The sequence below is a fragment of the Vibrio sp. B181a genome (genome assembly GCF_030248375.1).
In the GTDB taxonomy this organism is placed as follows: Bacteria; Pseudomonadota; Gammaproteobacteria; order Enterobacterales; family Vibrionaceae; genus Vibrio; species Vibrio campbellii.
Genome location: NZ_JAHGAD010000028.1, coordinates 87108 through 110779, shown reverse-complemented (window position 1 = coordinate 110779; position 23672 = coordinate 87108). Strand labels below are relative to the sequence as shown.

At 43.6% G+C, this 23672-nt stretch carries 26 protein-coding genes and 1 riboswitch; of the genes, 5 read left to right on the top strand and 21 right to left on the bottom strand.

Features of this window, described 5'->3' with window-relative positions:
* Positions 1-11: 11 nt before the first annotated feature.
* Positions 12-161, bottom strand: a complete 150-nt coding sequence (locus KIO97_RS15200; RefSeq protein ID WP_005433538.1) for a hypothetical protein — start codon at positions 159-161, stop codon at positions 12-14.
* Between the two features lie 368 nt (positions 162-529).
* Here KIO97_RS15200 and KIO97_RS15195 point away from each other — a divergent pair, with 368 nt between their 5' ends.
* Complete coding sequence (locus tag KIO97_RS15195) at positions 530-1450, top strand: GlxA family transcriptional regulator (protein ID WP_285383295.1); 921 nt, start codon at positions 530-532, stop codon at positions 1448-1450.
* Here the strand turns inward: KIO97_RS15195 and KIO97_RS15190 are convergent, their stop codons facing one another.
* The 6 genes from KIO97_RS15190 to KIO97_RS15165 form a co-directional block, all read right to left on the bottom strand.
* Positions 1451-2383, bottom strand: a complete 933-nt coding sequence (locus KIO97_RS15190; protein ID WP_285383280.1) for a Gfo/Idh/MocA family protein — start codon at positions 2381-2383, stop codon at positions 1451-1453.
* Between the two features lie 149 nt (positions 2384-2532).
* The gene (locus KIO97_RS15185) at positions 2533-4185 is read right to left on the bottom strand and encodes a phosphoethanolamine transferase (RefSeq protein WP_285383279.1); all 1653 of its coding nucleotides are present in this window, start codon (positions 4183-4185) and stop codon (positions 2533-2535) included.
* Between the two features lie 21 nt (positions 4186-4206).
* Complete coding sequence (locus KIO97_RS15180; RefSeq protein WP_038889075.1) at positions 4207-4563, bottom strand: diacylglycerol kinase; 357 nt, start codon at positions 4561-4563, stop codon at positions 4207-4209.
* 178 nt (positions 4564-4741) lie between these two features.
* Positions 4742-5134, bottom strand: coding sequence for a glycine zipper family protein (locus KIO97_RS15175; RefSeq protein WP_050906848.1), 393 nt, complete (start codon positions 5132-5134; stop codon positions 4742-4744).
* A gap of 133 nt (positions 5135-5267) precedes the next feature.
* On the bottom strand, positions 5268-6554 hold the full coding sequence (locus KIO97_RS15170) for an ATP-binding protein (protein WP_285383275.1): 1287 nt from the start codon (positions 6552-6554) through the stop codon (positions 5268-5270).
* Positions 6554-7267 carry a response regulator gene (locus KIO97_RS15165; protein WP_050906850.1) on the bottom strand — a complete coding sequence of 238 codons (714 nt, stop codon included), beginning with the start codon at positions 7265-7267 and terminating at the stop codon, positions 6554-6556. Before KIO97_RS15165 ends, KIO97_RS15170 begins: the two co-directional genes overlap by 1 nt.
* A gap of 664 nt (positions 7268-7931) precedes the next feature.
* On the opposite strand from KIO97_RS15165, the gene KIO97_RS15160 reads away from it, so the two are divergent.
* Entirely contained in the window at positions 7932-9626 is a 1695-nt protein-coding gene (locus KIO97_RS15160) for a citrate lyase ligase (RefSeq protein WP_285383273.1), read from the top strand.
* A gap of 78 nt (positions 9627-9704) precedes the next feature.
* Here KIO97_RS15160 and KIO97_RS15155 read toward each other — a convergent pair whose 3' ends face one another.
* Both KIO97_RS15155 and KIO97_RS15150 read right to left on the bottom strand, forming a co-directional pair.
* On the bottom strand, positions 9705-10424 hold the full coding sequence (locus KIO97_RS15155; RefSeq protein ID WP_285383271.1) for an SDR family oxidoreductase: 720 nt from the start codon (positions 10422-10424) through the stop codon (positions 9705-9707).
* Positions 10425-10666: 242 nt separating this feature from the next.
* A complete protein-coding gene (locus KIO97_RS15150; protein WP_285383269.1) occupies positions 10667-10972 on the bottom strand; it encodes an isoamylase early set domain-containing protein in 306 nt (101 codons plus the stop codon).
* A gap of 193 nt (positions 10973-11165) precedes the next feature.
* Here KIO97_RS15150 and KIO97_RS15145 point away from each other — a divergent pair, with 193 nt between their 5' ends.
* Together KIO97_RS15145 and KIO97_RS15140 are read left to right on the top strand one after the other, a co-directional pair.
* Positions 11166-11543 carry a hypothetical protein gene (locus tag KIO97_RS15145; RefSeq protein ID WP_010644945.1) on the top strand — a complete coding sequence of 126 codons (378 nt, stop codon included), beginning with the start codon at positions 11166-11168 and terminating at the stop codon, positions 11541-11543.
* Positions 11544-11630: 87 nt separating this feature from the next.
* Positions 11631-12230 (top strand): thiol:disulfide interchange protein DsbA/DsbL, encoded by a 600-nt coding sequence (locus tag KIO97_RS15140; RefSeq protein WP_050919097.1) that lies wholly within the window; start codon positions 11631-11633, stop codon positions 12228-12230.
* A gap of 58 nt (positions 12231-12288) precedes the next feature.
* On the opposite strand, the gene KIO97_RS15135 is transcribed toward KIO97_RS15140, so the two are convergent.
* The 10 genes from KIO97_RS15135 to KIO97_RS15090 all read right to left on the bottom strand — a co-directional run bounded on the left by KIO97_RS15135 (position 12289) and on the right by KIO97_RS15090 (position 20246).
* On the bottom strand, positions 12289-12534 hold the full coding sequence (locus KIO97_RS15135) for a hypothetical protein (protein ID WP_005433479.1): 246 nt from the start codon (positions 12532-12534) through the stop codon (positions 12289-12291).
* Positions 12535-12688: 154 nt separating this feature from the next.
* A complete protein-coding gene (locus KIO97_RS15130; protein ID WP_047477898.1) occupies positions 12689-13135 on the bottom strand; it encodes a DUF3429 domain-containing protein in 447 nt (148 codons plus the stop codon).
* 11 nt (positions 13136-13146) lie between these two features.
* Positions 13147-13692, bottom strand: a complete 546-nt coding sequence (locus tag KIO97_RS15125; RefSeq protein WP_285383265.1) for a glutathione peroxidase — start codon at positions 13690-13692, stop codon at positions 13147-13149.
* 109 nt (positions 13693-13801) lie between these two features.
* Positions 13802-14458: a 3,4-dihydroxy-2-butanone-4-phosphate synthase gene (gene ribB / locus KIO97_RS15120; protein ID WP_011999535.1), complete on the bottom strand. Its 657-nt coding sequence runs from the start codon at positions 14456-14458 to the stop codon at positions 13802-13804.
* A gap of 173 nt (positions 14459-14631) precedes the next feature.
* A riboswitch (FMN riboswitch) is annotated at positions 14632-14772 on the bottom strand.
* 121 nt (positions 14773-14893) lie between these two features.
* Positions 14894-15511, bottom strand: coding sequence for a triacylglycerol lipase (locus KIO97_RS15115; RefSeq protein WP_285383263.1), 618 nt, complete (start codon positions 15509-15511; stop codon positions 14894-14896).
* 59 nt (positions 15512-15570) lie between these two features.
* The gene (locus tag KIO97_RS15110) at positions 15571-17427 is read right to left on the bottom strand and encodes an MFS transporter (RefSeq protein WP_285383261.1); all 1857 of its coding nucleotides are present in this window, start codon (positions 17425-17427) and stop codon (positions 15571-15573) included.
* A gap of 182 nt (positions 17428-17609) precedes the next feature.
* Complete coding sequence (locus KIO97_RS15105) at positions 17610-17969, bottom strand: hypothetical protein (protein WP_285383259.1); 360 nt, start codon at positions 17967-17969, stop codon at positions 17610-17612.
* Positions 17970-17978: 9 nt separating this feature from the next.
* Positions 17979-18716, bottom strand: coding sequence for a helix-turn-helix transcriptional regulator (locus KIO97_RS15100; protein WP_285383257.1), 738 nt, complete (start codon positions 18714-18716; stop codon positions 17979-17981).
* A 1-nt stretch (position 18717) separates the two neighbouring features.
* Positions 18718-19371, bottom strand: coding sequence for an HD domain-containing protein (locus KIO97_RS15095; protein WP_011999540.1), 654 nt, complete (start codon positions 19369-19371; stop codon positions 18718-18720).
* 104 nt (positions 19372-19475) lie between these two features.
* Positions 19476-20246 (bottom strand): hypothetical protein, encoded by a 771-nt coding sequence (locus tag KIO97_RS15090; protein WP_285383254.1) that lies wholly within the window; start codon positions 20244-20246, stop codon positions 19476-19478.
* A 545-nt stretch (positions 20247-20791) separates the two neighbouring features.
* Between KIO97_RS15090 and KIO97_RS15085 the strand changes: the two genes are divergently transcribed.
* The gene (locus KIO97_RS15085) at positions 20792-20974 is read left to right on the top strand and encodes a hypothetical protein (protein ID WP_005433443.1); all 183 of its coding nucleotides are present in this window, start codon (positions 20792-20794) and stop codon (positions 20972-20974) included.
* Between the two features lie 51 nt (positions 20975-21025).
* Here KIO97_RS15085 and KIO97_RS15080 read toward each other — a convergent pair whose 3' ends face one another.
* Complete coding sequence (locus tag KIO97_RS15080) at positions 21026-22303, bottom strand: cytosine deaminase (protein WP_038889059.1); 1278 nt, start codon at positions 22301-22303, stop codon at positions 21026-21028.
* 9 nt (positions 22304-22312) lie between these two features.
* The gene (gene codB / locus KIO97_RS15075; protein WP_005433460.1) at positions 22313-23551 is read right to left on the bottom strand and encodes a cytosine permease; all 1239 of its coding nucleotides are present in this window, start codon (positions 23549-23551) and stop codon (positions 22313-22315) included.
* Positions 23552-23672: the final 121 nt, after the last annotated feature.

The window sequence follows — 23672 nt, the reverse complement described above, 5'->3', positions numbered from 1 at the left end:
GTTTGCTCTTATTAATGATGGTGGTGATGAGAATGATCATGATGCTCGCTATCACCTGTTGTTTGGTGACAGCCGCTGTTAATCGCTTGCTGCGCCAATATCTCCAGTAACTTAGGAGAGTGGTGGACGATGATTAAAGATAGCCCCAACATGACGGACATTCTCAGCACCTGAGCGAAAATGGATTGAGAAAAAAGCATGCATTGTGCGCTCAAATAGAAAAATGAGCGCGAAGTTTAGTGACTATTAAAGGATGAAACAAATGACAAAAAGTGAAGTAAGTTATGCGTTTTATGCATGTGATTAACTGATAAGCAGGTGTGCATTAAAAGCGGTGATGTTTTGTTCTGAACTTGGCTCTAAAAACGATAAAAGCTCATGCTTTATAGGAGGCATGAGCTTTTTTGATTTGACTCAGTTTGAAGTGGGCTCTAACTGTTTTGAAAAGATTCTAAAGTAAAAATTGAGCTTTCCTTAGTATTGCGCTATGTCTAAAATGGCAATAATTAGGTTAAAAATGACAGGTAGTATGCAAGAGTTTAATATCGCAATTGTGGATTATCCGGGCAGTTCAAAAGCGTCGATTTATGGCTTGCTGGAGCTGTTTGAAACAGCAAATCGTGCCGCCATTGAAGTAGGGGTTGGGAAGCGCTTTTGTACGGAAATGATCAATGGAGAAAGCATGTATACTCAAAAGGAATACTCGGTCGTTTTATTACCACCTAGTGGTGAAGAGCAATATTACTTAGCTCCAAACCAACAACTAATGGCTTGGCTATCGGAGCAACATAGCGCAGGGGCAATTGTCGCTTCAGCTTGCGCTGGTGCCTTTATTCTTGTTCATGCCGGTTTGCTGAACAACAAAACGTGCACAACGCACTGGGCATTAGCGGGATTGTTTAGAGAGCAATTCCCTCATGTGGCAATGAAGCAGGAGTCAATTTTAATCAACGAAGGCAGTGTTATTACTGCTGGTGGCATGATGTCTTGGCTTGATTTGGGGCTAGAGCTTGTTTCTCAGTTAAGTACGCCGACGGTGATGCGTTTACTGGGAAAGATGCTGGTAGTAGATACAGGTGCGAGAGAGCAACGCTTCTATCAGCAGTTCATGCCTAATTTGCAACATGGAGATAGTGCGGTACTGAATGTTCAACATTACATGGCGGACCACTTCTCACATGTGATTTCAAATCAATCTTTATCAGAAATCAGTTGTTTGACTGAACGAACGTTACAAAGACGTTTTCAAAAAGCCACAGGTTTGAACTTGAATCAATACCTACAACATCTTCGTGTGCAAAAAGCGTGTGATTTACTCGAATCGAGTAACTTAGCGTTTGAGGTGATTGCTTACCAAGTTGGGTATCAAGATGCGAGCGCGTTTCGCAAAGTGTTCATTAAAACCATGGGATTGGCTCCCAAAGCGTTCCGCGCTCGTTTTAGTGCTTAATTATCGACGCACTGATTGTTCAATATGCTGACAAATCGCTTCTGCAAGTTGGTGGCTAGCAATATTGCGTGCGACGATTTCACGTGCGATGTTGCCTGATTGAATCACTTCAAACCAATCTAGCAACATAGAATGGAAACCTTTACTGGTTAGCATTGGCGTCCAATCTTTTAAGCTCAATTTCTGCTCCTGATTATCTTGCCACAGTTTCCCTTTAACAAACGAATCAAACTCCATCGCTTTGTTTGCGTAGCAAGCTTGAACACGCTCCGTCGTGATACCAAAGTGGCGGTTCATTGATGCATGAAGCAGTGTGTCACCATGCTGCCATTGGATATCAAGGCGCGCCAGTTGGTCACCATCCATTTGATGTGTGATGTAGGCGTCTTGCAGATCGGCTTTAGCCGTGATGTTTACACTATCGAGAGGGTGGATAAAGTCATCGAAAATGAACGTGCGAATATCGCCGGGTAATTGATGACGGTTCTTCTCCCAGCGCAGTGATTTCAGGCCTGAAAGTTCGCCTCGCTGTACTCCAAACATATGCTGGTTGTAGAGCGGAATATGACGGCGATTAAAACCAATATACAAAGGCTGTTTCACGCGCTCTGCAAGATCGTAAAGCTTTTCTACCTCTGCGGCGCTATCAGCTAAAGGTTTATCGACGAAGGTCGGGATGCCTTGTTCTAAAAAGAAAGCTGCAATTTGAGGGTGAACGCTGGTAGCAGCGTGAATCATGACCGCATCAACACCCATACCAACCAGTTGTTGATAGTCTTGGCAGGTTTCTGCTATTCGATATTGTTGTGAGAGGGTGTTAAGTGTGTTCGCGTTGCGGGTACAAAATACGAGCTCAACGTTTGGAAGTTGAGTGATAACAGGAAGGTAGGCTTTCTGAGCGATATCACCCAAGCCAATGATGCCAATTTTCATTTGGTTCTACTTTGTTTGTTAATGAGGCCAATATTATAGCCCTAACTGCTGGGATTTCTGGGAGCGAGATGTCATAAAAAAGCCTGACTAACGTCGTGGTCAGGCTTTACTTTCATATTGTCTTATTACGAACTCCTACAAAGAGTTCATTAAGAGGTTCTGCACGTCTTAAAGATATCCAACTTACCGTCATAGGCATTGGTTTCAACATCCATAATCCCCAACAACGAGTGGAATACATTATCGTGTGAATGCGTTGCTGTTTGCTGGGCTTCTTGTGCCAAGCAATCGGCATTGATGTGTTTGGCTTGTTTAAAGCCAGGAGACATCCAAACCATCATGGGTACGCGTTTTTGAAAATCTGGTGCCAACCCATATGGCATGCCATGTAAGAACAAGCCATTTTCGCCCAAAGACTCACCGTGGTCAGAGACGTAGATCATCGCGGTATTGTATTTGTCTTCTAACGTTTTCAATTTCGCAATGGTTTGATCCAAGACGAAGTCTGTGTAGCGAATCGTGTTGTCGTAGGAGTTAACGATTTGCTCAACGCTGCAGTTTTCAATGTCTGCACGAGGACAGTCTGGTTGGAAGAAAGCTTTGTCTTTCGGGTAACGTTGGAAATACGTCGGCCCATGACTGCCAATGAGGTGTAATGCAACAAGGCGGTTACCTTTCATGCCCGCGATTTGCTCATCCAAGTTATCCAGCAGCGCGATGTCGTAGCAGGTATTGCCGTTACAAAGCGTGTTTTTCTTGCTGCGCTCCACATCCATCTTATTGATCTTATGAGCGACGCCTTTATCACCACCATCATTGTCTTTCCACATGAGATCGATGCCTGCGCGTTGCATGATATCTAAGGCATTATCTTGGTTATCTGCTTTGCTACGGTCGAAATCACTGCGAGGTAATTGAGAGAACATACAAGGCACAGAAACCGCGGTCGCCGTCCCGCAAGAAGAGACGTCTTGGAACGAAATCACGTCTAACTTGCTGGTGTACGGGTTGGTTTCACGATCATAACCGTTGATTTGGTAGTTTTGAGTACGTGCCGTTTCACCTAGCACAAAGACAAGCAGCGTCGGTTTTTCTTTTGCTTGTTCCAGTGCTAGTTGGGACTGTTTTGCATCCGTACCAATTTCGCGGTAAGGCTCTGGCGTCGTTAGGTAATTTTCTTTTACATAGCTAGAAATGGCATACACATACTGAGTGGGGATGATGACTTTCTTTAGGTAACTATTGTTTCGGCCGACAGACGCATAGTCTTGGTAGTACAAACCTGCAATCACGGCGATTATCGCCAATGAAGCCAGCATAGATACGGCTTTAGTTAATGTAAATCGAAGCCATTTACCTTCTATAGGCTTGAGTTTCACCTTGAAGACCAAGATAGCGGGAACAACTCCCATAATCAGTGTCCAGATAACTGAGTAGGCACTTAAGTATGAACTGGCTTCACTGCTGTCCGTCTCTACGATGTTGGTGATCATATCCGTATCGAACAGGGTGCCATAGTTGTAGCTTGCGTAGCTCACCATGCCCGATGTTATCAACAATAGGATAAAGAAAGGTTTGCTGATCCAAGGCCAGCTGAATAGGTTAAACAGGAAATTCAACGCGGCAAAAAAGAAGATAGGAATTGTAATAATAAAACCGATCTTGACTTGATCAAGGCTTGAGAAGATGTGTACTAACTCTTTGTAAATCGGAATGTTTACTACAAGAGCGAAGTACAAAGCGAGTAAGAATGTAAAGGTAACATATGAGATACCTTTAGTTGGGAGTTCAATTGTCTTCATAATTGATCCGCTTCGGTGTAACTAAAGTAAAATTGACGCCCAAACAAATAGGGCGAGAACAAGCGCAACGAAAACCGCTGCTGAGCCAATATCCTTGGCTCGTCCACTGAGTTCATGCCAGTCATCACTGACACGGTCTACAACCGCTTCGATGGCGGAATTAATCAATTCAACGATGACTACTAGTAGTAGGCTGCTGATCATCATTGTTCGTTCGAGCATGGTGACAGGAAGCAAAAATGCACAGATAGATAGTACGAGTGTAAGTACCAGTTCTTGTCTGAAAGCGGCTTCGTGAATCCACGCAGCTTTCAATCCTTGAAGTGAGTAGCCGGTTGCGTCCAATATCCGGCGAATGCCTGTTTTACCTGGTTTCAAAATATGGCCTTTTAACTGCTAAGCCTAAAAAGAGGGGCGCTTCGAGGGATAAAGCCTCCCCTGATGACAGAAGTGCATCGAATTGGGAAAACATGAAACTAATGGATCGGGCGTGAAACATTTGTGAAAAAGATACGCACCGACACCAAATTTTGTCTAATTGATGCGGATTTGTACCCTATGACTCTAGGTCGTAGACTGTGTAGCCCTTATTCGCTAGACACTTGCGTAGAACAAGTGCTTGAGTTTTGGTCGAGTCATTTGCACCACCAACGGCACCTGCGCCTGCGCCAACAGCAGTGCCCGCCACCGCGCCTACAGCAGCACCACCGATGCCATCCTCCAGTGCGCCGGCAACTGCACCTACTAATGCGCCAGTGATTGCACCATTTTGTGCTTCTGTTTTTGCTGCTTCGCCTTTATCCACTTTTTCTGAATAGCCTTGGCAATAGGTAAAATCTTGTTCGTATTGCGCTTGGTCGACATCGGTCATATCAACAACGGGTGCTTGGTTGTACGCACACGCCGTTAGTACGGAAGAAAGAGTGGCAAGAAGAAATGGTTTATACATTGCGCTGATCCATTATTGCAGTGAATTAATGGATTAAATGTACACTGTTTTATTGGGGGGGACTGTCGGCCGATTGTATAGAAGTGTCGCCTTTTGTAATCTCGATAATGCGATTGTTGATAAGTTTATGAATTTACTTAGGAAAGCAGATCGTAAAGCATGCGCCGCCGTACGGGCTGTGCGAAATGTAGACTTCTCCTTTTTGTAATTCGACAATCTGTTTGACGATGGCAAGCCCTAGACCAAAACCACTGGTGCTCTTGTTACGTGATTTGTCGGCACTATAAAACGCATCAAACAAATGGGGCCAATCTTTTTCTTCGACACCACAACCGTCATCATGAATGCGAATGCATGATTTCTCAGGCGTCTCGACGATCTCTAGTACGATTTGGTTCTGAGCATAGCGCATTGCATTTCGCAGTAGATTATCTAGAGCGCGTTTGAGCAATTGGGGGTCGGCCTCAATGGTCGTCATTGGTGAACTCGAGTCATCAATCAAGACAGAAAGTTGTGTGTCGCGTTGCCACTTGGGTAAAAGCGATTGGGTAAAGCTTGATAGTGCGATGGATGATGTCTGAATTTCGGCATTTGGTCGCTCCATCTTCGCGTAATACAGTAGCTCTTCAACCATGCTTTCCATCTCATCAATGTCTTCCACAATACTGTCGACATACTTTTGCTGTTGTTGATTCAATGAAGCATCAGCAAGCAGATCCGCTTGCCACTGGAGACGGAAAATAGGCGTGCGTAGCTCATGCGCTACCGCATTGGTAAGCATTCTGTTGGTGGTGATCAGTCGCGATACTTTATCGGCCATATGGTTGAAGCTTTTATTCAACGTGCCAACGGATTTTCTGCTAGACGTATCTGCTCTTGCGTTAAAATCACCAGAGGCAAAGGCGATGGTGACCTTTTCTAGTTCACGAACGCGACGGCTCAAAAACCAAATCAATAGGACACAGTAGAGCGCAAAGCCCGCGAGAAAGAAAAGCCACACAATGTTGTCATCAAAGTTGATGGCTTGAATGATCGGGCTGTTGGGGTTTTGACTTAATTTAAACGTGGGTGAACCGGGCTCGAAGCGGAACCATAAGTCCCGCTCCTCATCAAAGGCAGTATTGATGGAGGGATCTTCATCAAACACTTGTTGTATCTGCGAAGGAACGCTTTTCATTTCCTCGGCAATCAATAACATATGGCTAGAGGTAGCGAACTTCTCGAGTTGCTGAATTGTGTACTCTTCGCCTTTTTCCTGATAAATCGGGTAAATCAGCTCATGGAAAGCTTGTGCTTCGTGCTCTTCTAGTAAGTAGTCGTAGTCGGTATTGAGTTGATAAACAATTACCTCATACCCAACCAAGCTTGCGACAAAAAGAATGATCAAACCAAGGAAGCTTTCTAAATAAATTCGCTTCATTATGCGTTCCAAGCGTCGGGCATAAACAAGTAACCTTTACCACGCACTGTAATGATCTTCTGAGGTGGTGTTGTCGTATCTCCCAGCTTTTTACGCAACGTTACCACACGGTTATCAATGGTACGGTCCGTGCCGTCATACTCGATACCACGTAATGTTTTAGTAAGCCACTCGCGAGAAAGGGTTTGTTCAGGATGGCTTGCGAGTACCCAAAGTAAGTCAAATTCACCGTCGGTGAGTGCGATCGGTTCGTGGTTGAATGCACAAGCCTTACGCAGGCGGTTGAGGGATAGAACCCCAACTTCTAAACAGGTGTCAGAATCTGCATTTGCCGCTTCTTTGCGACGTAAAAGCATTCGAATGCGGGCTAGCAAGACACGTGGTTTGATTGGCTTGGTAACAAAATCATCGGCACCAATTTCAAGGGCAGCGACGTGGTCAAAATCATCGTCACTGGCGGTGAGCATTAATATTTTACCTTTGTAGCATTCGCGAATCAGACGACAAACGCTCAATCCATCTTGCCCAGGTAGCATTAAGTCGAGAAGCACCAGATCAGGTTGACTTTCCAGGATCGCATCTGGCGCATCTGTTCCGTTGTCTATGCTGCGCACTTCAAAGCCTTGTCCTTCAAAGTATTCGCATAGCATAGCCTGCAGTTTTGGGTCGTCTTCCACGATGATAAGTGATTGCTTGGTGTCTTGTAGGTTCATAGCCGTGATGCGCTTGTAGGAATTATCCCTGAAACTTAAACAAATTTGTCAGTGATTTCAATAAAGACAAAGAGTCAGAGAGGGATTTGTAGACGAGAGTGATTGAAATTAACAAGACAAAACAAGAAAAGCTCCGAGATAACTCGGAGCACTTTGTTATTGATGTGCAGTCTTAAATCAGTTTGTAGTGCGGATTCTTAGTTCATCACTTCAACCTCTTTTTCTTACGTTTTTTTTACAAGATTGTCGTCTTGTTAGTACTGAAATTTCATTTAGATATTGAGAGTATTGTTAGGAGAGTTTTAGGGAGATACTACCTAGGAATAATTTGTAATATTGCATTAATTTAAATAATCCTCCATTTGATTGTTTTTCTCCACAGGGTTTAGTTGCTGAAACAAATGTAATTGCATTATTACTTATTATGACAACTCCTTACAAAACTATTGTTTGATAACCATTCATGGTGTGATTAAATTTCAACTATTTTATAAAGTTAATCTTTATGAGTAAAAAATGCTCTACAATCTGTAGAGTCTTGCATTTAGGGTGTTTCGTGAGTTCTATTAGAATTAAACTAAGGTTGTTTAGGTATAAAGTTAAAAGTTGTTTTGTTAACAAAAAAAGATTGATAAAAACTAAAATAAAAATGCTAGAAATTCATATGAATAATAGTGATATAAATAAAGCTATTAGAGAAGCTAAATTTCTATATAATCATGATGAAGATCCAGGTTGGTATTTTGCTCTTAAGAATCTATTTGTTTTAAATAATCAATTGGATGAAGCAAGTAATCTAGAGGAAAAAGTAGACTTCTATCGAAGTGATATTGTATCCTCAATGCATATAATAAATAAATCAATACCAAACTCTTATAAAGTGGAATTTATTGAAAACTATGTAAGATCTAAAGGTGGAATTCCTTCTTTAATATGTATAGCTAATAAGGGGCGAAGGTTAGGTAACAAGTCTAGCACTGAAGTAGAATTGTTAAAAAACTCTAAGTTATATACCCAAGATAGAAAAAGTTGGTGTCAGTCAAATAATGCTCCTGATTATGTGAAAAGCTTATATAGTACTGGTGAACGTGAAAATATATCAAAAATATTCGAATGCAGTTCACCAATAATAAAAGCAACGAAAATCGTACTTTCCGATTTTGATAATGGTTTTGTTTCTGTAAAAAATGGACAAAGAACAACAACAGGGCAACCAGAAAACGCAGTCAATAGAATTTTGTTATTTGGGTCTTCAACAACCTACAGTTTTGGTGTAAAGGATAGCGATACAATTGCAAGTCAATTGCAAGCGTACTTTAACAGCCGCTTTGGTGATGTAATCGTAGAAAATCACGGTTGTCTTGGTATGAACCTTTTGTTGGCTATTAACAATCTAGTTCAGACCGAGATTAAACCTAACGACATTGTTGTATTATTTGATTTTAACGAATTTATCGGTCTAAATGACACAAGAATTGAATCAATTGATTTAAACGAGATAGATAGAGGTAACAAGTTCTTTCTTGATTTAGATAAAGTAAATTGCCATTTTTCTCCTTTAGGGAATGAAATTATGGCGAATGAAGTTGGGGATAGAATTTTGTCAAAATTAATAAGTCTACCTCCAGTTCAATCAGTTGGCGCTCTTCAATGTAATCAGAATGAGAGTGATTTCTATAAAGTCTTGGAAAACTTTAAGTACTTTTTATTTAAGCATGTAGCTCGAACATTAGAGTCTTGTGAAATGAAAAGTTATTTATCTTTGCTAGAGCAATATATGCCAGATGATGGGGTTAATGTCGGTAGCATTGCTGTAAATTGTAATCCTATCACAAATGGTCACATGCATTTGATTGATTATGCTTCTAAAAAAGTTGATAAGTTATTTATTTTTGTTATTGAAGAGGACTTGTCTTTCTTTAAGTTTAAAGACCGCTTACAACTTGTTCATGATAGCTCTCGACATTTAGAAAATGTAACGGTACTCCCTGGCGGGAAGTTTATTTGTACTGAACTTACTTATCCAGATTACTTTGATAAAGATGCAAAAAGTGAAGTTGTGGCTGATGCTTCTATGGAAGCTTGGTTCTTTTGTGAGTTTATTGCTAAGAAATTAAATATTAGCAAGATTTTCTTGGGTGATGAGCCAACTTGTAAAGTAACCAAGCAGTACAACCAGAAAATGCAAGAGCTGTTGCCTGAATACAATATTGAAGTGGATATTATTGAACGTATTTCGACAGGTGGGCGAGTCATAAGTGCTTCTACAGTTCGTAAATTACTAGAAGAAAGAGATTTTGACTCAATTAAGCCACTAGTGCCGACTCCGACATATGAGTTTTTGATGGCTAATTATTGATTTGTTTTCCAACGCTTCAAAACAAAAAAAGCGGCATTGAGCCGCTTTTTGAATTTCTTCGTCTTAGAATCGTAGAAATTAAGGTTGTTGCTTAGTTGGTGCTAGAGCAATTTCACGGATGCAAACGTTTTGTGGTTGTTGGTAAGCAAACAGAACTGCACGTGCGATGTCATCAGCAGCTAGAACGCCGCCCATATCTTCTTTCCACGCACCGTAACCATCTTTGATTTCTTGTGATGTAGTGTGAGAAAGCAGTTCAGTTTCTACTGCGCCTGGTGCGATGGTTGTTACGCGAACGTTTGATTCAGCCACTTCTTCACGAACGTTTTCAGAAATTGCGTGAACCGCGAATTTAGTACCACAGTAAGCCGCGTGATCTGGGAACGTCTTTTTACCTGCAATTGAGCTGATGTTGATGATGGTACCGCTATTGCGTGCTTTCATTGGTGCTAGAACTGACTGCATGCCGTTTAACAAACCAAGTACGTTCACGTCGAACATACGTTTCCACTCTGACGCATCTTGTGTGTCGATTTGACCAAGTAGCATCACGCCTGCGTTGTTTACTAGTGCGTCAGCTGGACCAAACTTCTCTTCTGCTTTCGCAATTGCTGCTTCAAATGAAGCTTTATCTGTTACGTCTACTTTCTCACATAGCGTGTTTGGCAGGTTTAGTGCTTCTAAGCGCTCTACACGACGAGCAAGAAGAAGAAGTGGGTGACCTTCATCGCTTAGACGGCGTGCGATAGCTTCACCAATACCAGAACTTGCACCTGTGATTACAATCAGTTTTTTCATCTTTTGTTTCCTTAATTGTTTTAAGAGTAGCCATCGCTAGGAATAGCTTTTATTCGAGAGCGACTTTCAGTTGATAACACCTGTCTCGCTGCGATGGAGGTATATTAAGGAAATGGGTTTTGTTGATATATATCACTTCAGTTAAAACACTGTTGTCATATAACAACAATGAGCAATAACTCAATGAAAATTAGACAATAAAAAAGGCGCACTCGGTGCGCCTTTGTTTCTGAATTGCGTGCTTAAGCTATTCGCTCTTGTGTGCATACGACGCTGTTATCGCTACCAAAGCCATTTGGCACGTATGCGTCTGCTTGTGGATCGTTTTCCCACTCGGCTTCGTTGAATAGGTAACGGAACTGGATATTCTGTTCCTTCGGCAAGCGCGTCTTAAACTTAAACTGGCCACTTTTCTTCACGAGCTTCATTGATTCTGGTTGCCAGTTGTTGAAATCGCCTGCAATTTGAATCGACTCCCACTGGTTTTTGTCTAGCTCGAACGTGACTTCGACTTCATCTTTTGTTTTAAAGAATCTCTTTTTAAGCATTAATCTTTCCTTGTTTGTACAAAAACTGATCTAACTATTACTCAGGTTTCATAGTGATTTCAAGCTTTATTGGCATTGCGGTCGGTATAGGACGTAAGAATCCTCTGGTTTGTGAAGGTGGCACTAAGTGATTGGCTTGTATGAAAAGAAGGATTCTGTATGATGAAGATCCACCGTATTTTGAAGAAGTTATATGCTGAGTTTTAACCGCACATTCATGATGACAATGCTCTGTCTATTAGCCATGTTGCTAACGGGTGTTGCGTCGAGCGTGCGTGCAGCAACGGCACCAATCGAAGTGAGTACAAGCAAAGATCGAGCATCTGAGCTTCATCAAAAAATGGGCGTGGACAATACGGACTGTATTGAATCACACCATGGTGATCACTTGATGGAGAAAGGGAAGCAAGCTCATACCAGTTGCAGTTCTTCTTGTATCGTCAAAATACCCACCAATCTCTTGCAAGATGATGTCGTCTTATTACCGTACAGTCTTGCACTGATCGATAAATCACCGACACCTAAAACAGTGGTTGTGGCTTTTAAGCCTTACCGTCCTCCTATTGTTTGACCTTCTTGTTCATCCCTGACCAGCTTTGCTGGATGCTTAAATTATTAACTAATGAATACGGCACACTTGTGTCTGAAGGAATCAAACATGAAAAAGCTTTTTGCACTTTGCAGCACTCTATTATTGGCATTCACTGCTCACGCTGCGCAATTTGAAGCAGGCAAACATTACAAAGTATTGGATGTGGAGAAGGCGAAGAAACCGACGGTAACCGAGTTCTTTTCTTTCTATTGCCCACACTGTTACAAATTTGAATCTGTCATCGATAACCTAAAGCCTGCTCTGCCAAAAGATGCAAGTTTTGAGAAAGTGCATGTTGCTTTCATGGGGAGTGACATGGCAGTACCAATGGCTAAGTCATACGCGACAATGGTGTCACTAGGCGTTGAGAAAACAATGGTGCCAGCGATGTTCGCGCAAATTCACCAGAAGCGTCAAGCACCTCAAAATGAAGCTGAGTTGAAGCAAATCTTCGTTGATAATGGAGTCGACGGTAAGAAGTTTGATGCTGCATACAACAGCTTCGCTGTTAACTCGATGCAGAAAGGCTTTGATAAGCAGTTTAAACAAAGCACATTGACCGGCGTTCCTGGAGTGGTAGTGAACAACAAGTATATTGTGTTGCCAAATGAGATTCGTAGCTACGATGAGTACAATGATTTGGTGAACTACCTACTCACGCTTTAACGGCGAGAAGAAAAAATGGCGACCAATCAGGTCGCCATTTTTTATGTTCTGTTGTTCTTTAGCGAAGGACTGCTGTACAAGCGGCAGTTGGCATATCGGTCATAAAAATCGCATTTGGGTAGAACAAACTCGCGACGGTAACCGCTACGTTACATGGTTGAGCGATCGTGGTTTTCACGACGTTGTTTAAAACCACGCCAGTGGTGTTCACTGTATTGACCGCGGCTTGTTGAGCTTGGTAGGACACACAACCTGCTGTTGCGTTGATGACCGCGGTACTGAAAAGAAGCTTACGAAAAAACATATTCATATCCTTTGTGAATGCTTTTGAGATACTTATATGACCATCCATTCATAATTAAAACAAAACGGTGTTCAAAATTACACACGCTTCACGAAATGAACATTGTTTTATATGACTTGGTTGATTTTGTGATCTGGTAGGTGGACAGACCAGTTTAAGCAATTAAAACCAGCCCATGCATAAGTACCACACCTGTCGTGAGCTTTCCTCTCATCATCTGGTAACCTTTTGGTTCTGCTTCCTTTTCTACTTTTCGGATCAGCTTTTCTGCATACCAAACGGCAATGTAGCCAGCAGCGAGTAACAGCGTCGCAATCACATAGTGTTTGTTGCCTTGTAGTAGCGCTCCCCATGCGAGTAGTACAAATAAGTTACTGAGCACCAAGGCATTACGGCTTAGTCGATGATAGAAATGATCAATCGCATTACCCCAAAGTACGCCGGAGAGAAAGCTCAAAATCACTGCACTGTAAGCGATAAAAAACTGCTCCCCAGATAAGTTGAATAGAGTCCTTTCCGTAACGATGAGAAGCAAGCTGAACATAAATGGCAGTAGTCCTAAATAGCCCAATTGCAGCATTGTCGTACGTGTAGTTGCCATGGCCGCTTTCCTTATAGTTGCTGTTCAATCATGTTAGTAAGCGTAGTACTTGTCGGAGAAGTTGAACTTGGAAAGGTCGCAACAACTTTGCCGTCTTTGTTGATGAGGAACTTGTAGAAATTCCATTTTGGTGTAACACCCGCCTGGTTGGTTATCTCGGCAAATACTGGATTTGCGTTCTCTCCGAGAACTGAGGTGCGAGCCATCATAGGGAAGGTGACACCATAGTCGAGGTAACAGATTTTCGCAGTCTTGTCTTCGCTGCCGCGGTCTTGGCGAAAGTCGTTACTAGGAAATCCCACAACGGCAAAGTTTTGATCTTTATAAGCTTGGTGTAGTTGTTCCAACTGCTCGAATTGGGGAGTAAAGCCACACTGGCTCGCCGTGTTCACAACCAGCAGTGTCTTGCCTTTGAAGGCATCACACAACGCTATTTCTTCCGTTGAATTGAGAAGTCTTTGTTTTCCTTGCAAGATATCTGGACAGCTCGATGCAAAAGCCATAGGGCTGGTGAAGAGTAGTGTTGCGATAAGTGCGTTGAGAGTGATTCCCTTCATGATGTTGATTCCTTTTGTTTTTACTAAGTATAACTACTAGAAAAGGAATCAAATCGATCAAAAAAGCCGCTGAATTCAGCGGCTTTTATCGCGATTGACGACGTGTCGATTATGCAAGCTTTAAATCAAATTGATTACGGTAAGCCACCATATCTTCGATGGTCAGTACTGGCATGTTGTGTAAACGACCAAACGCAACGATTTCTGGTGCTTTTGCCATGGTGCCATCTGGGTTTGTCACCTCACACAGCACGCCAGCAGGCTGTAAACCTGCCATTTGCATCAGATCGATAGTGCCTTCTGTATGACCACGGCGAGTCATTACGCCACCGGGACGAGCGCGTAGAGGGAAGACGTGACCAGGACGAGCTAAGTCATCTGGTTTTGTATTTGGGTTTGCTGCTGTTTTGATGGTTGTTACACGGTCAGCGGCAGAAACGCCAGTTGTTACGCCTTGCTTCGCTTCAATAGAAACCGTGAAAGCCGTTTGGTTTGCGCTGTTGTTGTTCACAACCATTGGTGGCAGTTCTAATTTGTCCGCTTGAGCGTCTGTCAGGCATAGGCACACAATGCCGCTGCATTCGCGGATCATCAGAGCCATTTGCTCATTAGTTAGGTGCTCTACGGAATAAATGATGTCGCCTTCGTTTTCACGATCTTCATCGTCGAGAAGAAGCACGCCACGGCCTTCTTTAAGTGCGATAAGCGCGTTTTCAACGCGAGTAATTGGGTCGCCAAATTCGGCAAGTAGTGATGACTGATTCATGGTTAACTCCTAAATATCACCAGAATCAGGGCGGTATGAGGGATCGTCACATTTTATGCACGTAATAAGCTGCCTACCACAAAATGGCACAAGCTCACGCAATAAAAATGCGATCCAAAAAGAAGTTCATCAGAGCTCATCAACAAAGAATGTTGAGGAAACTACTGATGTTTTCTTATTCTCTTTCATCCGGACTATAACCGTCGGCTCTGGCATCTCACCAGATCTGCTGACCTCGACGAATCGAGCGCTCGCGGGCTCACTCAAAAGAGTATACCGCCGGTGGGGAATTTCGCCCCGCCCTGAGAACATTGAATCCAACCAATAAGGTCAGAAGTAAAAACTCCGATACTCAAATGAGTGGTCGGAGTAGAGATAGTACTGCGAACGCCTTGGCTTGAAAAGTAGATTGCAACTACTTGATTGAAAAGTGCGCTATCTGCTGAAGTGATCAGTTTTGATGAAGTGATCGATCTGCGTTGGTACATAGGTGCTGTAGATAAGGCTAGTGTGAGTTTGTTTCGTCTCTATATGATCTTGCATGCCTTCTAAGCGTGTTTCGTCTACAGTCACCGTTCCGTCAGACATGGTGTTGTCTCTGCGCATTAGAATCGGCCTTGCACCAATCGCCATCGTTCCCGCGATGCTGCCGAGTTTTTGCGGGAAAGTCCAAACATCCTCGTGCTTATTAAGACCATGATAGGGAGAATTACCAAGCATCGCACCGAAACCTAAATCTTGAATGCGAGTGACGATAGATGCCCCTTTCAATGGTGAGCCAATTGCCACAACGTGGGACACCAGATTTGACGATGGTTTTCTGCTTGCAAGGTATCGTTTAATCATCAAGCCACCTAGGCTATGACCCACCAACACATTTGCAGTCAGTGGGTTAAGCGCTTTGTCGATCGAGCCGAACAGTGATTCTTCGTTAATCGAAACCGTGTTGTAACTCAATACTTGGGTCTCGTAGCCTAGCTTTCTCAGCTTTTGGCTAAGAGGCTGCATGACCAGTCCATGCATATAAAGACCATGTAAGATGATGATTTTCATAATACCTCCTAGATTTATGACGTTGATTTTATCCTACTAAATTCTCCGCCAGACTACTGTCAGCGAATTAGCAAATCTTGCACTTCTTTTTGTAACAAATGGCGATCTAACATGGTTGGTTGTAATAGCTCACCAATATTGACTTCGATACGAGACAAAAAGCGAGTCGGGCGCTTAGTTAACGCGTGTCCATTTTTGTGGCTGAAGAAAGAGCCCCATAAGCCCTTCAACGCCATTGGAATCACGGGTACAGGTGTTCGCTTTAAAATCTTCTCAACACCGGGTCTGAACTCGCCTAGTTCACCATTTGAGGTCAAACGACCTTCAGGGAAGATACAAACTACTTCATCGTTATTAAGAGCTTGCTCAATCTGTTCGAAAGCTCTTTTGTAAGTCTCTGCACATTTGCGTGGAGAGCAGATTGGGATAACGCCAGCATGACGAAAAACGTGTTTAAGAACCGGCAGCTCACTGATTGACTTGTCCATCACGAATCGAACAGGGCGGGTTGATGTACCCATTAGAATCAAAGCGTCCACATAGCTTACATGGTTTGCCACAATCAGGGCAGCGCCTTGCTCCGGGATATGCTGACGACCGGTTACCGAAACTCGGTACAGACAGTGGCTTAGCAAGTAGCTAATAAAGCGCTGAGTAAACTCAGGTACTTGACGGTAAACGTAGATGGCCACGACGAAGTTACCGACGGCCAAAATCGCAAATAGCTCAACAATAGAGAACTCTAAAACACTTAACACCAAGATAGAAACAGCAGCGGAAGCGACCATAAACAGTGCGTTCATGATGTTGTTTGCCGCAATAGATTGAGCACATTCGCCTTCTTCTGAACGCGACTGGATAAACGCATAAAGGGGAACAATAAATACGCCTCCGCTCACACCTACCAAGAACAAGTCGATCATCACCCTAATATGCGAAGATTGAGTAACAAAGCTTTGTACATCGTAATACTGACTTGGGAAAGATTCGATTGCAGGTACTGCCCATAAAAGGTCGGCACTGAAAATCGTTAAGCCCAAAATACCAAATGGTAGAATACCCAGTTCAACTTGATTGAAAGACAGCTTTTCACACAACCATGAACCTGTCGCGATTCCAACTGAGAATAGAGCTAACAGCAGAGAAACCACAGTGCTATCTGCAAATAGGTGTTCGCGAGCGAAGTTCGGGAATTGAGTTAGGTAAGTCGCACCCATAAACCAGAACCAACTGATCGCGAGAATAGACATCCAAATACTGCGTTGTTTTTGTGCCAGTTTGAGTGTTTTCTTCAAACCAGTAATAGGTTCGAATTTTACTTTGTCACTTTTCTTACTTGGCAGAGCAGGGACGTTAGCGCTGCTTAAAAAGCCCAAAAGTGAAAGCGTAATCACAATGCAAGAGGCGATAATCATGCCGTTTGGAACCGCAAGCAGAATACCTGCGCTTAATGTACCAATCAGGATAGAGAGGAAAGTCCCAATCTCAACCCAAGCATTACCTTTCACTAGTTCATCCGATTTTAGCGCTTGAGGAAGTAGAGCGTATTTCACAGGGCCGAAGTAAGCCGACTGTATGCCAGTCAGGAAGAGTAAAATCAGCATCAGGATAGCACTCTGCGTCATGATAGCCGTCGCAGCAAAACTCATGATCACCAATTCAATAAGTTTTAAGCGGCGGATTAACTTGGCTTTATCCATGTTGTCGGCAATCGCACCGGCGTGGGCAGAAAACAGAAAAAATGGAAGAATAAACAAGCCAGCAGCAAGGTTAACAAAAAGGTCAACTGACATTGGTAGTGAATCAATTTGGCTGTAGGTCACCATCAACAAGAGAACATTTTTGTAGATATTGTCGTTCAGTGCACCAAGGCACTGAGTAACGAAATAGGGGAAGAATCGTTTATTAAGAAACATGCTGGCTCCGTAGGGGCAAAATCGCGTTGAGATGGGAGCACTTTAATAGCTGAGCTTTAGGAAACCAGCGTAAAGAAAAGAGTTACGTTATGAGAAACCAAAAGTAACACTTTGCGATACTTTTGGTTTCATTAACTTGTGATATTGAACGGATAGGTGCTTTTATACGTTACGAGATGAGCTTAGTGTCGGAACCAGACGCTTAGCATTCGCAATGTGACAAATAGAATAAAACCAGAGAGTCCAATAAAGCCTAATGTCACCAAATAAAAGAATAGGCGGACAAAGCGAGCTTTCATTCGCTTGAAGAATCCGAGGTTTGGCGTAAGTTCAGGAACATGCTGAAAGCTCGAGATCATCACCCAAGCGGCAAGCGCCCACAACGCAGTTACGCCACTCGGAATAAGATGAGACTCTTTAACTACATCAGAAAGTTGCAAGAGCGTGGCAATGAACACCGCAAAACCAACAAACGCAATGAGTACGAACGAAGGGAGAATAGGTCTTGCCTTGACCGATAGGCTTTTGAGTTTATCGAGCATCAATTTTTCCTATTTGCGTTCCCAAGGGTTAAACAGCGGGAATGTCCAACGACGCATCGCTATCACCAGAGAGGTACCGTGCTTCTCTTTCATGTCCAATGAGTCATCGCTTTGGCAGACCTGATAAAATTCATCAATGACCTTTTGTAACTTTTGCTGCATCTTCTTGTTAGTTGGCAAGCTCATTAAGCCCGTTGCCATCACCAGCTTTTCATCTTCAGCAGAGAAATAGCTTTGGAAGAAAGCCTCTTGAACTTGTTGTTGGAAGAAACGCTGAATAGGGCCGCCGGTATGCCAACGAAAAGTCGGGGAAATACGCAGGCGAATCTTATTGCCAGGTAGCAGGTCAATAATATTGAGGCGGTCGAGTTGGGCGAGCTTTTGTATCAGCTCTAACTCATCAAAGGTGTACTGTTCAATGATCTGTTCGAAGCGATAGCCATTGACTACACAGACAGCGACAAGCAGTAGGCCCTTATCATCGACCAGTTGCTTTTCTTGCGCTAATGTTAGTGACTCAAGTCCTTTGTTGTGTGCCGCAGCCAGCTTAAATAGCTCAGCCATCTCCAAACCAATGAGTTGACAGATACGCTCCAATCGATCGAGGCTAATTTGACTGCCTTCTGCCAATAAGCGCTTTACAGAGCCCTCGCTTAACTCCAAATGCTGTGCGACATCGACATAATGCAAACCAGACAGCTTGAGCTGGCGTTTGAGCTCTTTAATTAGGTCGTGGCTTTCCGACATATTAACCTTCTACTTCTTGGCGTAGCTGTTCTAGGTAAGACTCCATAAATGCTTTACGTTTCCGACCTTCTTCATACGCTGCTTTGGTGTTCATTGTCTCGACAATTTTAAACAGTTTGGTTTGGAAATGATCGATGGTAAAGCGTTTATCTTCCAATTCTCGATGCTCTGCAAACATGTCCTGTTCGTTATACAAGGCGGCATCAAATAACGTGCTAACTTGAATGCACCGTGTCACACCAATTGCGCCAAGCGCATCTAAACGATCGGCATCTTGGACAACCTGAGCTTCTAAAGTATTTGGCGTAATGTTGGCACTAAAACTGTGGGATTCGATCGCGTGGGCGATGGCATCATGGTACTGAGCAGGGTAGTTGATGCTTTCTAGAAACGAAATCGCTTTGGTAGCTGCAATCGTGGAGCTTTGTTTGCGATTTGGGTGGTCTTTCGGATAAGTGAAGCAATCGTGCAGATAGGCTGCGGGCAGGACAACGGCTAAATCCGCACCTTCTTGTTCTGCTAGCTGGCGAGCCGTTTTCACTACGCGGCGGACGTGGCTCAGGTCGTGGGCCGCGTCGGTTTGCATTTCTTGCTGCATAAATTGAAGGAACTGAGGTTCAAATTTGCTGAGGTCTGACTTATTGAGTTGAGGCATAATAATATTGAAAAAATAAAGACTTAGACAGATTATGCCTAAGCCTTTATTAAATTGCCAAACGAGACGTTGTTATTGAGACGCTACGAGAAAGTCTCGTCGTTTTATTGAGTTCGGGTGAAACGGAATGTTTGTACTTTTTGTTCTGCTCCGTCGATGTATGCGTAGCTATCGATTGTCCAAACGTTTGGTCCTGCGAACCCAAGCTCTACACGAACATCCCCGGTAGGAATACCTTGGTAAATGACGTCGTTAATGTTCATCGGGTAGAAGTTGTAGCGGTGGTTTTGTGATTGTTGTTCACCAGCAAAAGCAACCGATACATCTTTTGCTTCATTGGTCAGCGTCAGTTGGTAGCCCGCTTGTGGATCGAACGTGAACGCAGCATTCAGATCAACGCCTTGTGAGTTAGTTACCTTTACATGCGCTTCTGTTGTTTTTGCCAAAGAACCGTGCGCTTGCAAACCGTCTAAGCCTTTGAAATCGCGATTGTGGTTTTGAATATTAACGTTCCAATTACCCACAAAGTTATCAATTTCTTGCCATTGCTGAGGGGCATTGGTTGCTGTGGTGTTCTGACCTCCGTTGATACCGCCGATCGCTTCGTTACGGCTGTCGTGTCGGATATTTTCACGGTTGTTGTGAATGTCAGCGCTCGCACCTGCTACACCACCAGTGACACCACCGGCAATCGCTCCCTTTAGAGCTAAGTCAGCATCACCCGTTAGAGCCCCCATAGTAAGGCCCAGTAGCGCGCCACCAGCGGCGCCTTGTTTTGTTAACGCATTTGGGTCGTCTTCTCCCGGAGTCACGCATCCTGCAAGTAGGGGAAGAGATAGCGCTGCGACCAATGTTGTTTTGTTGAAAGGGTTCATGTGTTTACTCCGAGATGTTTGGTTCGGAGCTATTATTGAACGCTGTTTGATTAGGAATCCACTTATCTCGCTGATAACCAGCAGTTATCAGTAGGTTCTTTTATTTACTGAAAGGCTCATGCTTTCTGTGTGGAGCTCGGTTGTGGATAGGTAAAGAAAAGGGTCAACATTGCTGTTGACCCTGTTTTTTGTTTCTTTTTTTTATTTTATAAGCACTAATTTTGACGTTGTTAGTGGTAAATCTGAGTTTGGGCGATTTGAAGCTTTTTATTTAAAAGCTCAACCAACCTCCTAACTTTAGTATTTGTTGAGAGTCAGTGCAAATATTTATTACGAAAATTGTCTGTATTGTGAAGCTTTCTTTGAAGGCGTTTCACAAATAGGGGTTATTCCTCGCCTTACGTATCGCAAACGGCCCATGTCTGTGTCTCAACTTTGAGTAAGCATAAGTTGGATCAACATTTTGTGATGTAGATCAATATTATTCCCCCTTCAGAGGGATAGCATTCACGCGAAATTAAATAATTATAAATTGAGTCCGAAGCATGCAGGATTTATATGAGCTAGAGCGTAAGTTGGTGGAATACGGCGCAGACATGAAAGGCTTAAAGGTTGTGCCTGCGATCATCGATGAAGATGGCAAGGTTGTTTACTTAGGCAATACTCCCTCGTTGCTTAGGAATGTCATTAGTTGCCGTAGACAGCTAACGCAGCGCTTGAAAAAATAAAAAAAGGGTCTGATGTAAGTCAGACCCTTTTTTGTGCTTGAAGCTCAGTGATTAGCGTTTATAGGTCACTTGCTCTTGTTCACCAAGGTGAATGTGTGTTGTCGCTGGTTGTGTTTCTGCAATCACTTTACCGTGACGAACAGAGTAACGAACTGGCACCTGACGACGAACTGCATCAAAACCATTTTCCGCAGGAAGAATCAATAAGCTACCTGGCTTACCTGCTTCAATGCCGTGCTTGTCTTGAATGTTCAGTGTGCGTGCTGAATTGGTGCTGATCAGATCAAGCGAGTTGTTGATTTGATCGTAACCCATCACCTGACACACATGCAGACCCATATGCAGTACTTGTAGCATGTTTGCAGTACCTAGTGGATACCAAGGGTCAAATACATCATCGTGACCAAAACATACGTTGATGTTTGCATTCAGCATTTCTTTTACGCGAGTCACACCACGGCGTTTAGGATAATCATCAAAACGGCCTTGAAGGTGGATGTTGACCAATGGGTTTGCAACGAAGTTGATACCAGACATGCGCAGCAAACGGAATAGGCGAGATGCGTAAGCACCATTGTAAGAGCCCATAGCCGTTGTATGGCTTGCAGTTACCTTGTGACCCATGTTGAACTTGTGCGCTAGTGCTGCAAGCGTTTCAACAAAGCGTGATTGCTCGTCATCGATCTCATCACAGTGCACGTCGATCAAACGGTCGTATTTTTGCGCCAGCTCGAAAACGTAGTGCAGAGACTCGATGCCGTACTCACGAGTGAATTCAAAGTGAGGGATTGCACCAATAACGTCAGCACCCAGCTGAACCGCCTCTTCTAGCAGCTCTTTACCATTCGGGTAAGACAGAATGCCTTCTTGCGGAAACGCAACGATTTGAATGTCTACCCACTCTTTCATTTCTTCACGAACTTCTACCATTGCTTTTAGAGCAATAAGGGTAGGGTCAGAAACGTCAACGTGGGTACGAACGTGTTGTACGCCGTTTGCAATCTGCCACTTGAGCGTTTGCTTAGCGCGTGATTTCACGTCTTCAATCGACAGCGTCTCTTTGCGCTCAGCCCAACGCTCGATGCCTTCGAAAAGTGTACCGGAGATGTTCCAGTTCGGCTCACCGGCGGTTTGGGTAGTGTCTAGGTGAATATGCGGCTCACAGAAAGGTGCGACAGCCATGCCGCCCTCCGCATCAAGAACATCACCTGTGTAATTTAGTTCTACATTATTGTCTTCAATACGCTTGAATTGACCATCCTCAATCAAAATTTGCTGGAGACCTTCCTGTCCCTTAAGCGTTGCGTTCTTGATCAATAGTGTTGTCATGATGGTTCCTTACGCTGGCTGCTGTGCCAGTGTCTTTTTATTAAGAATAGGATTTAGAATCAGGTAGCTGATTGTGCCGCCCAGTACTGCGTTTACAGGTACCACTCCCGGAAGGAAGTGACCAGCTGCAACACCAATCGCCACTGCGATAATGCCAGCCCAGTTAACCGTTTGGAACTCTGCTGCTGCGAAATTTGTGTAACGCTTACGGTTCATGAAGAAGTCCGCAATGATTACACCGCCAATTGGTGGAATTGCAAGCGATAGGAAGGTTAGCCAGCCTACAAAGTTATTGTACAACCATAGTGCACACAATGTACCGACTAAACCGTTCGCCATAGAGATGTATTTGCTTGGCAAACCAGTGATGTTTGAGAAACCTAGGCCCGATGCGTAAAGCGCATTGTCGTTTGTTGTCCAAATGTTCAAACCAAGCACGATGATAGCTGGGATCAGAAGACCTTGAGCGATCATCACTTCTGAAATGTCTGATTGGCCAGTTACCGCAGCGCCTGCTGCGCCGAAGATGAACATCAGTGAGTTACCGATAAAGAACGCCACCATAGTGACCATTACTGCCCCTTTGGGCTTTTTGCCGAATCGTACGAAGTCCGCAGTCAGGGTACCCGCGCTGACGAATGAGCCAACGACCATTGCTAGTGCCACTGAAAAGTCGATAGGTTGTGCTGGTTGTACTTTTTGTAGTTCAGCCACACCACCCACGCTGTTTACCGCTTCTACTACCGAGTATCCGCCGAGTAACGCAATTGCTGGAACTGCAATCGCAGATAGCACCATAAGCGCAGAGATACCGAAGTAAACCGTCGCAGTCATTAATAGACCAGAAATGATGATAAGCGTGTTTGTATCGATGCCTGTCGCTTTGTTTACTGGAATAGCAAACATCGCCACGCCAACACCAAACCAACCAACTTGTGTGCCGCCAAGAAGAGCGGAAGGAAGCCAAGAGCCTTTAGAGCCAAAAGAGAAACGAGCAAGGAGGTGAGTAGAGAGACCAGTAGAAGCGCCGATGTAACCAAGAAAAGAAGTGTAGATGCCGAGGATTAGGTTACCAATGAGAACAGCGAGGAAGAAATCATCAAAAGAAAGGCCAGTACCGAGCGAGCCGCCCGTCCACATACTTGCGGAGAAGAAAGTGAGTCCCAACATAACCATGGTTAATGATGCCACGCCTTTTCTGGCAGTGTTAGGAACCGGTCCAAGACTGTAGTTGTTGTCCGCAGCCATTTTTACCTCCGCAAAGAAAAATTAAAACAAATTGTAGATCCCAATTTCTGGGCAAACGGCGCGTATTATGGTGATGTAACTCTCATAGTCAATGAGTTTTTTGTCACTTAAACGTTTACCT